12 protein-coding genes are annotated in these 15,598 nt (G+C 36.6%); 1 reads left to right on the top strand and 11 read right to left on the bottom strand.

The window, feature by feature from the left end; translation table 11 throughout:
• Window positions 1–29: 29 nt before the first annotated feature.
• The 5 genes from pflA to AC4BB5_RS09325 all read right to left on the bottom strand — a co-directional run bounded on the left by pflA (window position 30) and on the right by AC4BB5_RS09325 (window position 8,512).
• On the bottom strand, window positions 30–794 hold the full coding sequence (gene pflA / locus AC4BB5_RS09345; protein ID WP_490455887.1) for a pyruvate formate-lyase-activating protein: 765 nt from the start codon (window positions 792–794) through the stop codon (window positions 30–32).
• A 66-nt stretch (window positions 795–860) separates the two neighbouring features.
• On the bottom strand, window positions 861–3,107 hold the full coding sequence (pflB, locus tag AC4BB5_RS09340) for a formate C-acetyltransferase (RefSeq protein ID WP_490455886.1): 2,247 nt from the start codon (window positions 3,105–3,107) through the stop codon (window positions 861–863).
• Window positions 3,108–3,392: 285 nt separating this feature from the next.
• Entirely contained in the window at window positions 3,393–5,864 is a 2,472-nt protein-coding gene (gene parC, locus AC4BB5_RS09335; RefSeq protein WP_490455885.1) for a DNA topoisomerase IV subunit A, read from the bottom strand.
• A gap of 12 nt (window positions 5,865–5,876) precedes the next feature.
• The gene (gene parE / locus AC4BB5_RS09330) at window positions 5,877–7,955 is read right to left on the bottom strand and encodes a DNA topoisomerase IV subunit B (protein WP_490455884.1); all 2,079 of its coding nucleotides are present in this window, start codon (window positions 7,953–7,955) and stop codon (window positions 5,877–5,879) included.
• 122 nt (window positions 7,956–8,077) lie between these two features.
• A complete protein-coding gene (locus tag AC4BB5_RS09325) occupies window positions 8,078–8,512 on the bottom strand; it encodes a CoA-binding protein (protein ID WP_490455883.1) in 435 nt (144 codons plus the stop codon).
• A gap of 107 nt (window positions 8,513–8,619) precedes the next feature.
• Between AC4BB5_RS09325 and plsY the strand changes: the two genes are divergently transcribed.
• Window positions 8,620–9,252 (top strand): glycerol-3-phosphate 1-O-acyltransferase PlsY, encoded by a 633-nt coding sequence (plsY, locus tag AC4BB5_RS09320; RefSeq protein WP_490455882.1) that lies wholly within the window; start codon window positions 8,620–8,622, stop codon window positions 9,250–9,252.
• A gap of 51 nt (window positions 9,253–9,303) precedes the next feature.
• On the opposite strand, the gene AC4BB5_RS09315 is transcribed toward plsY, so the two are convergent.
• From AC4BB5_RS09315 to trmFO, 6 genes are all read right to left on the bottom strand, one after another.
• Window positions 9,304–10,179, bottom strand: coding sequence for an aldose 1-epimerase family protein (locus tag AC4BB5_RS09315; RefSeq protein WP_490455881.1), 876 nt, complete (start codon window positions 10,177–10,179; stop codon window positions 9,304–9,306).
• Window positions 10,180–10,191: 12 nt separating this feature from the next.
• Entirely contained in the window at window positions 10,192–10,983 is a 792-nt protein-coding gene (codY, locus tag AC4BB5_RS09310; protein ID WP_010761358.1) for a GTP-sensing pleiotropic transcriptional regulator CodY, read from the bottom strand.
• A gap of 59 nt (window positions 10,984–11,042) precedes the next feature.
• Complete coding sequence (hslU, locus tag AC4BB5_RS09305; protein WP_490455880.1) at window positions 11,043–12,446, bottom strand: ATP-dependent protease ATPase subunit HslU; 1,404 nt, start codon at window positions 12,444–12,446, stop codon at window positions 11,043–11,045.
• A gap of 16 nt (window positions 12,447–12,462) precedes the next feature.
• Window positions 12,463–13,011, bottom strand: coding sequence for an HslVU peptidase proteolytic subunit (gene hslV, locus AC4BB5_RS09300; RefSeq protein ID WP_490455879.1), 549 nt, complete (start codon window positions 13,009–13,011; stop codon window positions 12,463–12,465).
• 90 nt (window positions 13,012–13,101) lie between these two features.
• Window positions 13,102–14,001 carry a tyrosine recombinase XerC gene (gene xerC, locus AC4BB5_RS09295; protein WP_490455878.1) on the bottom strand — a complete coding sequence of 300 codons (900 nt, stop codon included), beginning with the start codon at window positions 13,999–14,001 and terminating at the stop codon, window positions 13,102–13,104.
• A gap of 221 nt (window positions 14,002–14,222) precedes the next feature.
• Window positions 14,223–15,548: an FADH(2)-oxidizing methylenetetrahydrofolate--tRNA-(uracil(54)-C(5))-methyltransferase TrmFO gene (gene trmFO, locus AC4BB5_RS09290; RefSeq protein ID WP_490455877.1), complete on the bottom strand. Its 1,326-nt coding sequence runs from the start codon at window positions 15,546–15,548 to the stop codon at window positions 14,223–14,225.
• Window positions 15,549–15,598 lie beyond the last annotated feature (50 nt).

The raw sequence follows: 15,598 nt of genomic DNA, 5'->3' as shown, positions 1-15,598 counted from the left end.
TAATTGCCGCTCTTTTCTATTTTTATAAACTATCTTGTCGCATACCTTTGATAGTCATTGACATGAAGCAACTTTTTAGCATTTTCTACCCGGTCTTCTTTAGGAGGCTCGATGCCATTAAGTGGATATTCTAGCCCTAATTCGTCCCATTTATATTTACCCATTGTATGATACGGTAATACTTCTACTTTATCAACATTTTTCAATGTTTTAATAAAGGTATCTAAGCGAATTAAATAGTCATCGTAATCACTGCGTTCTGGAACTAAAACATGACGAATCCAAACTGGTTTACCGATTTCAGAAAGATATTGAGCCATTTCTAAAATATTTTCATTCCCTAATGAAGTTAGTAATTTATGCTGTTCGTTATCAATGTGTTTGATATCGAATAACAATAGATCAGTATAGTTCATCAGTTCTTGAAATTGACTAAAAAATGGTTCTTCTCTTGTGAATGGTTTACCACATGTATCTATAGTTGTATGTATTCCTTTTTCTTTGGCTTTTTTAAATAAGTCAGTTAAAAACTCTAATTGTAGTAAAGGTTCACCTCCGCTGACGGTGATTCCGCCTTTTTCGCCCCAATATGAACGATATTTAATGGCTTCCTCTAAAACTTCGTCAGTTGTGACCTCGCGTCCACCAGAACCGATTTTCCACGTATCTGGGTTATGACAAAATTGGCAGCGCATGCGGCAACCTTGCGTAAATACGATGAATCGAACACCAGGACCATCAACAGTCCCAAAATTCTCTGTAGAGTGGATTCTACCGATAACAGGAGTTGTCATTTTTTTGTTCCCCATTTCTTTTAAAAAAAGGGCTGACACGAGGTCAACCCTTCAGTTGTTTGTTTATTATAGTCTGTCGTGAGAAGTTCTTGAGATAACATCAGCTTGTTGCTCAGGTGTTAAATCACGGAATTTCACAGCATACCCAGATACACGGATTGTTAAGTTAGGGTATTTTTCTGGATGCGCTTGTGCATCTAATAATAATTCATTTGTGAACACGTTAACGTTCAAGTGGTAACCACCTTTATCAAAGTAGCCGTCCATTACGTTACGTAGGTTATCGATTCTTGTGTCGTCATCTTTACCTAAACCATTAGGGTTGATTGTTTGTGTGTTAGAAATACCATCTAACGCACTTGTATATTCTAATCTAGCAGTTGAGTTAAGTGAAGCTAAAAGACCATTTTTCTCACCTAAGAATTTACCATCTTGGTAACTTGGGTTCGCTCCTGGTGCTAATGGTTTACCTGCACGACGTCCGTCTGGTGTATTACCAGTTGCTTTACCGTAAACAACATTTGACGTGATTGTTAACAATGAAGTTGTTGGTTTCGCATTACGGTACGTATGTTGACGTCTTATTTGCGTCATGAAGTACTCAAGAATCCAGTTAGCCATAGCATCTGCTTCTTCATTATCGTTACCATAAGTTGGGAACTCATTTTGAGGAACATAATCAATTGCTAAACCATCTTCATCACGGATTACTTGAACATTACCGTGTTTGATTGCCATCACTGAGTCAGCAGCATGTGAAATCCCTGCAATCCCTGTTGCGAATGTACGATTCAAGTTACTTTCCATGAACGCTAATTGAGCTGCTTCATAAGAATATTTATCGTGCATATAATGGATTACATTTAAAGTATTTACATATAATTCAGCTAACCAGTCCATAATGTCTTTATAACGGTCGATAAATTCGTTGTAGTCTAAAGTATCACCAGTCATAGGACGGAATTTAGGAGCAACTTGCATTTTTGTTTTTTCGTCTACCCCACCATTGATTGCATAAAGTACAGCTTTTGCTAAGTTCGCACGAGCACCAAAGAATTGCATATCTTTACCCATAACTGTTGCAGATACACAACAGGCAATTGCACAGTCATCTGATCCCCAGTTAGCGCGTAATAAATCATCATTTTCAAATTGGATAGAAGAACTTTGTTTTGCAATTTTAGATGCAAATGTTCTAAATCCAACTGGTAAATGTGAAGAATATAACACAGTTAAGTTAGGTTCAGGAGATGGTCCCATGTTAGTAAGTGTGTGTAAGATACGGAAATCACTCTTAGTTACTAATGAACGTCCGTCTAAGCCCATACCAGCGATTGATAATGTTGCCCAGATTGGGTAACCAGAGAATAATTGATTGTATTCTGGTGTACGAGCAAATTTAACCATACGTAATTTCATGATTAAGTGATCGATCATTTCTTGTGCTTCAAATTCAGTGATCAATCCAGCTTCTAAATCGCGTTGGATATAGATATCTAAGAATGCAGAGATACGTCCGATAGACATAGCTGCCCCATTTTGTGATTTAATAGCACCTAGGTAACCAAAGTATAACCATTGGATTGCTTCTTTTGCGTTTTCAGCGGGTTTAGAAATATCAAAACCGTAAGTTGAAGCCATTTCTTTTAGATCAGCCATTGCTCTGATTTGTTCAGAGATTTCTTCTCTTAAACGGATAACATCGTCTGTCATGACTTTGTTACCTGTGTTGCTAAGGTCTTTTTTCTTTTCAGAGATTAAAAAGTCCATACCATACAATGCAATACGACGATAATCACCGATGATACGTCCACGACCATAAGCATCTGGAAGACCTGTAATGATTTTATTTTTACGTGCTGATCTCATTTCTGGTGTGTAAGCATCGAAAACACCTTGGTTATGTGTTTTTCTCCACTCTGTGAAAATTTTAGACATCTCAGCATCAACTTCATAACCATTTGATGTTAAAGAATTATTAGCCATGTTGATACCGCCAAATGGCATAAATGCTTGTTTCAATGGTACGTCTGTTTGTAAACCAACGATTGTTTCTTCTTCTTTAATCAAATACCCTGGTTCATGAGAAGTTACTGTTGCAGGAATATTTGTGTCCATATCGTATACACCATTTTTTTCATGTTGTACTTCAAATAATTCCTGTAATTTTGTCCATAATTTGTCTGTGCTTGGCGCGATTGGTTCTAGGAAAGAATCATCACCTGTGTATTCAGTGTAGTTTCTTTGAATAAAGTCACGTGTGTCTACTGATGTTTTCCATTTGTCGCCTTTAAAGCCTTTCCATTGCTCCATTGTGGGCCTCCTTAGTATGCTGAAATCTACTGTAACAGCTTTATGTGATTAGTATAACACAACATCGTTTTTATGCAAGCCTTTACTTAATAAAATTTGAACAAAATAGTAATTTTGAACATAAATACTTAAACAAATGCTTGTATATAAGGATTTGTTTTTTGTGATTTTTTTAACGAACTAATTTGAACAAAATGAACAAAGTAAGAAATCTGTTATAAAAAAGAGAGTATCTGTACTAGTACAGATACTCTCTTTTTCTAATTCTATAGAACAGAAAATCATTTATTTAGGGTTTTCTTCTGATTTTTGCTCTAATACTGCCGTATGCATTTCGTGGACTTCTAAAATTTCGCCATCTTGTTTCTCATCTAACATAAACGATCCGTTAGACGTTCGGTCGTTTATTGGATACTTTTCAGAATCAATCGTGTACTGCTGCCCATTTTGCGTGGTAACAAGCAATTCTAATGCACTGCTTTCTGACATAAAGGTTACTCGATGAGGATTCTTTTTCAACTCTCTAAGAACCATCAAGCCTCGTTTTGCTCTTCCGAGTTGAGGTAATTCTTGTGCTAACATACGTTTGATACTGCCTCGTTGGGTCAAGACTACGATTGGAGTGTCTCCAGCTTCATGAACGAGTAAACCATTTACCACATAATCGTTTTCTTTTAAATTCATGGCTTTAACGCCCGCAGCTTTAGCTCCTACAACGGGGACTTCTTCTAATGGATAACGTAAGCCAAATCCACGATGACTAACTAGGAAGACATCCAAAATCTTTTGTTCATTCGTTAAATAGACATTTACGATTTCATCAGTTTCAGATTTCAGTTTCATGCAATTTGTCGGACGAGTTTTATATGTTCTCCAAGGTTCGAAATCAGTCATTTTACTTTGTTTGACCATGCCTTCTTTAGTCATGAAGACAAATGTTTTGGTCGGGGATAACTCTTTATAGGTATAAACAGCAATGATTGACTCGTCGATCGATAGGTTTAAAATAGCTTGCGAAATATGTTCACCTATTTCCTTCCATCTCAGATCTGGAAGCTCATGGACTGGTCGGTAGATTACATTGGCTTTATTTGTAATCAGTAAAATATGATCCAGCGTATTGACTTCGCCAGTATAAAGTAAGAAGTCTCCATCTTTCATCCCAACCTCTTCTGGTTTAGAGGCACTATATGAGCGTAAACTGCTGCGTTTGATGTAGCCTTCATGTGTAACAGTAACAACTACATCCTCTTGAGCAATCAAAACTTTAGTGTCGATCTTGATTTCTTCTATTTCATCTTCGATTTGTGTTAAACGAGGATTGCCGTATTGTTTTTTTACTTCGCGTAATTCTTTTTTCATTAGGTTGAATAATTCTTTTTCATCACTTAGAATTTTCGTTAGCTCTGTAACAAGCTGATTCAGCTCTTCTGCTTCTTTTTCAAGCTGTGTAATATCTGTGTTGGTTAAACGATACAATTGCAACGTAACGATTGCTTCAGCTTGTTCTTCAGTAAAGGCGTAAGCTTTGACTAAATTCATTTTAGCATCTTTTTTATCTTTACTACCGCGAATCGTTTCGATTACTTTATCTAAGATTGATAACGCTTTGATCAAACCTGCAACGATGTGTTGACGTTTTTTTGCCTTATTCAATTCGTATTGACTGCGGTTTGTGATCACTTGTTTACGGTGAGCAATATAACTATCTAAAATACGTTTTAGACCAACTTGTTGCGGTGTCATATTGTCAATTGCGACCATGTTGAAGTTATAGTTGATTTGCAATTCAGTATTTTTGAACAGATAGTTTAAAATCCCTTCAGCATTTGTATCTTTTTTGAGTTCGATGGCAATTTGTAAACCAGTTCGGTCACTTTCATCACGAACTTCTGCAATACCGTCAATTTTTTTATTTAAGCGGACTTCATCCATTTTTTTGACTAATGTCGCCTTATTGACTTCATAGGGAATTTCAGTAACAATGATTTGTTGTTTACCGCCCTTTAAAGGTTCAATTCTTGTTTTAGATCGAAGAATCACTTTGCCGCGTCCAGTTTCATAAGCTTTCTTGATTTCTTCTTTTCCTTGTAAAATGCCGCCAGTCGGAAAATCAGGTCCTGGAATAAATTCCATCAGCTTATCTAACGTTGCGTTTGGATGATCAATCAAGTAAATTGTACCATCAATGATTTCTGTTAAATTGTGGGTAGGAATTTCCGTGGCATAACCAGCTGAAATTCCAGTGGAACCATTCACTAATAAATTAGGGTATTTTGCTGGTAAAACAGTTGGTTCTTTTTCGGTATCGTCAAAGTTCCAAACAAAATCTACCGTCTCTTTTTCAATATCACGTAAAAGTTCCCCACTCAGTTCAGACAAACGAGCTTCTGTATAACGCATTGCGGCTGGGGGGTCGCCATCCATACTACCATTGTTCCCATGCATTTCGATCAAGACTTCCCGAAGTTTCCAGTCTTGGCTTAAACGAACCATTGCTTCATAAATACTACTGTCCCCATGAGGGTGGTAATTACCCATGATGTTTCCGACAGATTTTGCGGATTTTCTAAAACTTTTTTCAAAAGTATTTCCATCTTTGTTCATGGAGAATAAAATTCTGCGTTGTACAGGTTTTAGTCCATCACGAATATCAGGTAGGGCACGTTCTTGAATGATATATTTGGAATATCTCCCAAAACGATCGCCCATTACTTCTTCAAGCGTTAATTCTTGAATATCTTGGCGTTTTTCCAAATTCGTCACTCCCTACTCTAAATCGAATAAACTGATTTCTTCTGCTGCATCTATCTCTGCATTTTTACGTTCAGTTTCTTCTTTTTTTTCTTCATCTAGTACTTCATTTGATATGGATGGTGAAATCTCTGTTTCGCCATCTTTTCTATCTAAGATACTACCATCTTCTTCTAAAGTGAATTGTACATGGCGTTCAATCCATTTCCTTCTCGGTTCGACTTTATCACCCATCAACGTCGTTACACGACGTTCTGCTTGTGCTGCATCATCTATTCTTACTCGGATCAAAGTACGTGTCTCAGGGTCCATTGTGGTCTCCCACAGCTGATCTGCGTTCATTTCCCCTAGACCTTTGTAACGTTGGAGCATATAGCCTTTCCCAACTTGTTCTGTTACATTTGATAATTCTTCATCTGTCCAAGCATATTCTGTTACTGCCTTTTTACCGATTCCTTTTGATACTTTATAAAGGGGTGGTAAAGCAATATAGATTTTGCCTGCTTCGATCAGTGGTTTCATGTAGCGATAAAAGAATGTTAATAATAAGACTTGGATGTGGGCACCATCGGTATCCGCATCGGTCATGATAATGACTTTATCGTAATTACAGTCTTCAATTGAAAATTCTGGTCCTACACCTGCACCGATAGTATAGATCATTGTGTTGATTTCTTCGTTTTTTAGAATATCCTGCATTTTTGCTTTTTCAGTATTTAAAACTTTCCCTCGTAAAGGTAAAATTGCTTGGAATTTTCTGTCTCGTCCTTGTTTTGCTGAACCGCCGGCAGAATCTCCTTCGACTAGATATAATTCATTTCTCTTAGGATTACGTGATTGTGCTGGTGTCAGCTTACCAGATAAAAGAGATTCCCCTTTTTTTCGTTTTTTTCCATTACGACTTTCTTCACGAGCCTTTCGGGCTGCTTCACGAGCTTCGCGGGCTTTGATTGCTTTACGAATCAATTGTTGACTCATTTCACTATTTTCTTGTAGGTAAAAGCCCATTTGTTCTCCGACTACGTTATCCACTGCGTTTCGAGCCATTGGAGTTCCAAGTTTTTCTTTGGTTTGCCCCTCAAATTGTAGTAAGTTTTCTGGAACACGAATCGATAAAACTGCTGCTAATCCTTCACGGAAGTCACTACCTTCGAGATTTTTGTCTTTTTCTTTTAGCAAACCGACTTTTCTTGCATACTCATTGTAAGCTTTTGTCATAGAAGATTTCATTCCTACTTCATGAGTACCACCATCTTTTGTGCGGACGTTATTTACAAATGAAAGAACATTTTCAGAATAGCCGTCATTATATTGATAAGACAGCTCGACTTCGATTCCGTCTTTCTCACCTGAAAAATAAACAACGGGTGTTAATGTGTCCTTTTCTTCATTAAGATAGGCCACAAATTCTTTGATTCCCTCATCATAATGAAAGATTTCTTCCTTTGGTTCTTCTCCTCTAAGATCTGTTAGAGAGATTTTTACACCTTTTAATAAAAACGCAGATTCTCTTAGACGCTCTGCCAATGTATCGTATGAAAAATGTATAGTAGAAAAAATAGTGTCATCTGGTAGAAAAATCACAGATGTTCCATTCTTTTTGTTTGTCTTCCCAACTTTTTTAAGCGTACCGACAGGTTTTCCGCCATTTTCAAATCGTTCCATATATTCTACACCATCACGGACGATTCTAACTTCTAACCAGCTAGACAAGGCATTAACGACACTGGCACCTACACCATGCAGTCCGCCTGAGGTTTTATAACCACCTTGACCAAATTTTCCGCCAGCATGAAGAACCGTAAAGATAACTTCTACAGTCGGAATTCCAGACGCATGCATTCCAACAGGCATTCCACGTCCTGAGTCGGTAATTTTGATGCTATTATCTTTTTGAATCGTTACACTGATTTCATTTCCATAACCAGATAACGCTTCATCAACTGCGTTGTCGACGATCTCATAGACTAAATGATGTAATCCGCGGCTGTCTGTGGAGCCGATATACATTCCTGGTCTTTTTCTTACAGCTTCCAATCCTTCTAAAACCTGGATGGAGGCGTCATTGTATTCATTGTTTACTTTTTTCGCCAAAGAAAAAACTCCTTATACTTGAATTATAGGGCTCAAGGCCACATCATTACAATAATACTCTAAAAGCTCTCAAAAAAAAAGAGCTTTCCTAAACGGCCACTCTTTTTTAAGATCATTTGCATCTATTTTGGCATTTCAGCTAATTCAATTTTAATGCAACGATTCATTATAATAGCATTTCTTCCCGCTTTTTTCAACAGTTCAGCAGCTTCTTGACTTTCAAGACCTAATTGAGCCCAGAAAACAGTTGCATCTGTTTCTATGAAATCTTTTGCAACTTCTGCTAAAAACTCACTTCGGCGGAATATATCAACAATGTCGATGTGTCCAGGGATGTCTTGTAATTTTTCATAGACTTTTTCACCAAGAATTTCTTGTCCTGCTAAAACGGGGTTTACAGGAATAATCTCATAACCATATTCTTGAAGTAATTTTGCTATTTTATAACTTGTTCGGTCCTCTTTTGCACTTAGTCCAACAATTGCAATACGTTTGGCATCTTTTAAATATTGAAATATTTGTTCTTGTGAGGGGTTTTCTACAGACATTTTAGTCATCCTTTCTGATTTCTCTTAATTTCATTATACAACGAATATTTAATTATTGTTAGCTGTTTCTATTCATGATAAAATAAATGCTAGTTTGAACAGAAAGAGGTTGCGCAATGAAATTCTTAATGCTATTGATTATAGCTTATCTACTTGGTTCTATTCCTTCTGGTGTTTGGGTGGGAAAACTCTTTTTTAAAAAGGATCTTCGTCAATTTGGCAGTGGTAATACAGGAACGACCAATACGTTTAGGGTTCTAGGTAAAAAAGCTGGCATAGCTGTTTTGTTAATGGATATATTAAAAGGAACATTAGCAACGAGTTTACCTCTTTTATTTTCTTTAAATGTTAATCCATTAGTTTTTGGTGTTGCAGCAGTTTTGGGACATACATTTCCAATCTTTGCAAATTTCAAAGGAGGAAAAGCTGTTGCGACAAGTGCAGGAATGCTGTTAGCTTACAATCCAGCGTTTTTTGTTTATTCTGCTTTAATTTTTATTATTATGTTATACATTACCAGCATGGTGAGTTTGACTAGCATGATCAGTGCTGTGCTGATCACTCTTTCAACAATTTTATTGCCCGTTGCTATTCCTGCTATTTTGCCTGAGTTTGACTGGTTGTTGACAACGATTGCTTTAGCTTTGACAATTTTTATCTTTATTCGTCACAAAGACAATATAAAACGAATCAAAGAGGGTACTGAGAGTCGTGTACCTTTTGGAATGGGTGTCAAAAAAGAAAAATAAAAACTAGGACGCGAAGTACTTTAAACTTTGTGTCCTAGTTTTTTTTCACTATTATTTAACGGTTAGTGTGTACTGTGTTTTAAAGACATTCGATACAGCTAATTTGTTGATTCCTTTTTTTTCAATAAGGTTTCCAGTCGCATTTACTTCGTCAGCAATACCACACCATGGTTCAATACAAACGAATGGTGCTTCTTGTGGATAAGGAGACCATATTCCCACGTAGGGCATATCTGAATAGCTTAAACTGATGCTATGTGGCCCTTCGTCTGTTTCAATAGTAAAAGTATTGACCCCTTTGGTTTCAAAGATAATTGCATCGTTTTCGAATAATTCTCTGCGAATGTCCAAACTAGTATTAGTCTGACCTAACGTTTTATGCTCGAAATCTGCAAACGGTCCAGCTAATGGAATCTGAGTACGAGATTTCTTTGGTGAAAAACTTAAATAATAGTCATCAAACGTCAATCCTTGTTCTAATGGAACATTAAAAGCTGGATGACCGCCAATTGAAAAGTACATATCACTATTACCTGTATTTTCAACTTGGTAATTAACGACTAGTTTATCCGCTTCTAAAGCATAAGAAAGAATTAATTCAAAGTCAAAAGGATAGTTTTTTTTGGTCTCTTTATTGCTTTTCAATGATAGTGAAACGAGTTCTGAACCGTGTTCGATTACTTCAAACAGGCTATCTCTAGCAAATCCATGCTGACTCATAGAATATGTTTGATCTTCATATTTGTATTGATCATCTTTTAGACGACCAACAACTGGAAATAACACTGGAGCATGACGACCCCAAAAAGTTGGATCTCCTTGCCAGATGTATTCTATGTTGTTTTTCTTTGATTTTAAGCTGACTAACTCAGCGCCATCCTCTGCAATCGTGGCAACAAGAAATTCATTTTCAATTTGTACAGTCACTTTCACTACCTCCTACTTGTTATCTTTTTCCAATTCTTTAATAAATTGCTTATTCAAGACCTTCAGATATGTTCCTTTCATCCCTAAGGATCTCGATTCAATGATTCCAGCAGATTCTAATTTTCTTAAAGCATTGACGATTACAGAACGAGTGATTCCGATTTCATCAGCTATACTAGAAGCTGTTAATCTACCCTCTTCACCATCTAATGCTTTAAAAATCGCTTGAACTGCTTTCAATTCGCTGTAGGATAATGTATTGATCGCCATTTGTACAGCAGTTGCGCTACGTACATTAGCTTCAATGTTTCTTGATTGTTGGTAAAGGATCTGCATGCCAACAACTGTCGCGCTATATTCAGCTAAAACTAAATCATCTTCATCAAACGATTGTTCTACTCTGGCTAAAATAATCGTTCCTAAACGTTCACCAGCACCAAACATTGGTACGATTGTTGTTAGACCAAAAGGATATTTTTCGCGCAATTCGACAGGGAAGGCAGTTAAGTCACTTGTTATTGAAATATTTGCTTCTGTTTTGATTAAGTTATCGGCAGCGTCTGTATAACTTTGGGGGAAGCGTTTCTCTTCGAACATATGCTTAACACGTGCATTATTAACGTCTAATTTCTCGTTATACCCTAACAAAACCCCTTCGTTACTAATAATGTAAGCATTACTATCTAAGACATCTCCCAAAATTACTGCCATTTTGTCATAGGGCAACTCTGCTTTTTGATCAAAAGTATTCTTTTGCTGTAAAAGCTTATTGATTTGACGAGTTTTTTCTAATAAAGTAGTCATTTTTACTCCTCCTAATTTAAAAGCTAAAAGAACTTGTTCAGCCTTGAAGCTAGATAATACTAAAGAATATAGCGGCTTAAATCTTCATTTTGAACAATACTATTTAATTTTTCATTGACATAAGCTTCTGTTATTGTAATTTCACCCATTTGCATATCTGGCGCCTCAAATAGTAAATCTTCCAATAGGCGTTCTAATATCGTATGAAGACGACGAGCTCCGATATTATCAGTGTCACGGTTGACATTAAAGGCAATATTTGCAATTCGCTCAATCGCTTCTTTTGTAAAGATTACAGTGACATTTTCAGTACCGATCAAAGCAATATATTGTTTAATTAAGGCATTGTTTGGTTCTGTCAAGATTCGTACAAAATCTTCAGCTGTCAGATCATCTAATTCAACACGGATTGGAAAACGACCTTGCAATTCAGGAATCAAATCACTTGGCTTAGATAAATGAAATGCACCTGATGCGATAAATAAAATATGATCTGTTTGAATTGGACCGTATTTTGTGTTGACCTGTGAGCCTTCAACGATAGGTAAAATATCACGTTGAACCCCTTCACGGGAAACTTCACCAGAGTTTTGCTGACTTTTAGAAGTGATTTTATCGAACTCATCTATGAAAATAATCCCGCTGCTTTCCGCTAAACGAATCGCTTCACTGTGAATATCTGCCTCTTTCACGATTTTTGCAGATTCTTCTTTTACTAATAATTCTTGGGCTTCCTTCACGGTAACAGTCCGTTCGACTTTTTTCTTAGGAGATAGAGCACCTAAAGTTTCATTTAGGTCGATGCCCATCTGTTCCATACCAGCATTCATAGCAGGCATTGTTTTTTTGGGCTCTTCAATTTCGATTGTTACTTCACGATTATTTAATAATCCTTTTTCTAATTGTTCAAGAATCGTCTTACGGTTAACTTTGATTTCCTCAGTTATTTCTTCTTGCGTTTCTTGAGGTTGTTGCGCATTATTGAACATTTGCATCATTTGTTCAAATTGATTATTGGAGGCTTGTTTTTGTTCTTTTTTGATTCCCGGAACTAATACTTTTACTAATCGATTATTCGCTTTTTTTAGAGCTTGCGAGTAAACACGGCTGTATTGTTGTTTCTCCACAATTTGAATCGCATGTTCTACTAAATCACGTACCATTGATTCTACATCTCGACCAACATACCCTACTTCTGTAAACTTTGTAGCTTCAACTTTGATAAAAGGAGCGTTGACGATTTTTGCTAAGCGTCGAGCAATTTCCGTCTTCCCTACGCCTGTCGGCCCAATCATCAGCATATTTTTAGGTGTGACATCTTGCTGCATTTTTTCTTCAAGTTGTAATCGACGGTATCTGTTTCTTAATGCTACTGCGACTGATTTTTTAGCTGTTTCTTGTCCAATTATATATTCATCTAATTCCTTGACGATTTCTCTAGGTGTTTTATTTAATTCATTCATGGTTGTTGTCCCCCACTTATAATTCTTCTACAATAATATTGTGATTTGTAAAGACGCAGATGTCCGCTGCAATAGTCAAAGCGTTTTTAGCAATATCTTTAGCAGACATGTCTTTGTCTCCGTAATGTTTCATAGCACGCGCTGCAGATAAGGCAAAGTTACCGCCGGAACCGATTGCTAAGATACCATCATCTGGAGTGATTACTTCTCCCGTTCCTGAAACTAAGAGCATTTCTTTTTCATTCATCACGATCAACATAGCTTCTAATTTTTGCATAGATTGTTGAGTACGCCATTCTTGAGCTAACTCAACTGCAGCACGAGTTAGATTTCCGTTATACTCATTTAATTTACCTTCGAATTTTTCTTCTAGTGTAAAAGCATCTGCTACACTTCCGGCAAAACCTACGACAACTTCGTCATTATAGATTCTACGAACTTTTTTAGCAGTTCCTTTCATAACAACTGATTCGCCCATTGTTACTTGACCATCACCAGCCATTGCAAATTTTCCGTCTTTTTCAACAGCACAAATCGTTGTTGAATGAAATTGTGATTCAACCATTATAGTTCCTCCTAATTTAAAAACTGAACAAGCCTACTTATTCTTTTTTTCAGAAAAGCTAGCTGGAAAAGTTAGTTAAAATGTCACTCGTTATGCACGAGGATGAAATGTTCGATAATTTTTTTGTAAGCTTTCTTTTGTTACGTGTGCGTAAATCTGTGTAGTAGATAAATCTGAGTGACCCAATAGTTCTTGAACAGTTCGCATGTCAGCACCATTGTTCAGCAAATGTGTTGCAAATGTATGACGCAACATGTGGGGGTGAATATCGCTATTTAGTGTACTTTTTTTGATAAGTTGATTTAATACATATTCAATTCCTGTTGGCGTGATTTGTTCGCCGTGGTGATTAATGAAGACAAAGGCATGTTCTTGTTGATATTTTTCCATCAAAGGAGCTCGTCCGTTTTCCAAATACTCTTTCAGTGCATCTTCAGCAAAGGAGCCAAATGGCACATAACGATCTTTATTTCCTTTACCATGAATCAACAATACATTTGCAGAAAAATCAATTGACTGTAATGTTAGATTTGTACATTCACTTACTCGTATACCAGTTCCATAAAGAATTTCTAATAACGCTTGGTTTCTCAAATCTAAAGGTTTTGATCCCTTGGCACTTTCGAATAAAGCATCCATTTCTTTCTCATAGAAGAAGCGAGGAAGACGTAATTGCTTTTTTTTCATATGGACATAAGAAAATGGATTTTCTTTGATTGCTTCATTTTTAAGTAAAAATTGATAGAAGGATCGTAAACTGGCAATTTTTCTGCTAATTGAATTTCTACTGTATTCTTTATCGTAGAGAAAGCTTAGATAAGTTCGAATATCTAAATGATCCACAGTTAAGTAATCAGCCTCTCCAGAATCTTTTAAAAAATCAAAAAAGTTCAGAATATCTTCTTCATAAGCAATTTTAGTTTTTTCAGAATACCCGCGTTCAATAATTAAATAGTTTAAAAATAATTCTGGCCATCTTCTTTCCTGCATAGATACTTCCTCCAATAAATTACAAAGTAACTTTAGCATAACCATTTTGAAAAAACAAACGAATTGTCAGAATTTAATCAATATTTTCAAATTTGGTAACAATTTATTCATATTTTACTTTAAATGCTCATAAATTATAACTGTAATTTAATTTTTTGTTCGCTTGCTAATGAAAAATTAAAAGACCAAGACAAACAGTTCAATTTGTCTTGGTCTTTTAATTATTGAGTTTGTTCTACAAGATTTAGCTCTTGTGTCACTTTTGCTAATGTTGTTAACGCTCGATCTGCAATTGCTTCATAGCGTTCTTTTTTATCTCTAATTCTTTCTGGCATTTCAGGGAATAAACCAAAATTAGCGTTCATAGGCTGGAAATGTTTGCCTTCTGCATGAGTAATGTAATACGCCATACTTCCTAAAGTAGTTTCTCTTGGAAAGACTACAGGTTCTTGACCTTTTGCTAAACGAGCAGCATTCATACCGGCTAGTAGACCACTAGCAGCACTTTCAACATAACCTTCCACCCCTGTCATCTGCCCTGCAAAGAATAGGTTTTCTCTTTTTTGAGATTGATAAGTTGGTTTCAACAATTCTGGTGAATTCATAAAACTATTGCGATGCATAACGCCGTAACGAACAAATTCAGCATTTTCTAAACCTGGAATCATTTGGAAAACTCGTTTTTGCTCGCCCCACTTTAGATGTGTTTGGAAACCAACTAGATTGTACAACGAAGCTGCTGCATTGTCTTGGCGCAACTGAATAACTGCATATGGACGTCTACCTGTCTTAGGATCTTCCAAACCAACTGGTTTTAAAGGACCAAATAGCATGGTTTTTATTCCACGCTTAGCCATTACTTCAATTGGCATACAGCCTTCAAAGAATTTCTCTTTTTCAAAGGTTTTTAACGGGACAACCTCAGCTGAAATCAAGGCTTCATAAAAAGCTTTGAACTCTTCTTCTGTCATGGGACAGTTTAGATAAGCAGCTTCGCCTTTATCATAGCGAGATTTCAAGTATACTTTATCCATATCGATCGTAGTTTTATCAACAATTGGAGCCGCTGCATCATAGAAGTAGAATCCATCCGAGCCGTTAAATTCTTTGATTTCTTCTGCTAAAGCTTCTGACGTTAATGGTCCTGTTGCAACAATTACGATTCCTTCAGGTATTGAGGTAATCTCTTCATTCTTTACAGTGATCAACGGATGATTTTTGATTCTATCTGTAATTTCTTGTGAGAATGTATCACGATCAACCGCCAAAGCTCCGCCTGCTGGCACTGCAGTTTTATCCGCACTGTTAATAATGATTGAATCTAAGCGTCGCATTTCTTCCTTTAATACACCGACAGCATTTGTTAAATTATTTCCTCGTAGCGAATTGGAGCAAACTAACTCAGCAAAATTTTCTGTTTGATGCGCAGGTGTCTGTTTAACTGGACGCATTTCATAAAGTGTCACTGGGACACCAGCTTGTGCAACTTGCCAAGCTGCCTCACTGCCAGCCAAACCAGCACCGATAACTGTTACAGAAGTAGACATATATTTCCTCTTTTCTTCAAAAAACCAACGGGACTTTCCGCTGGTTTTTA

It is taken from the genome of Enterococcus sp. AMC1252, from assembly GCF_058216515.1.
Note: the sequence above shows the minus strand (reverse complement) of the source record. Positions and strands in the feature narration are given on the sequence as shown.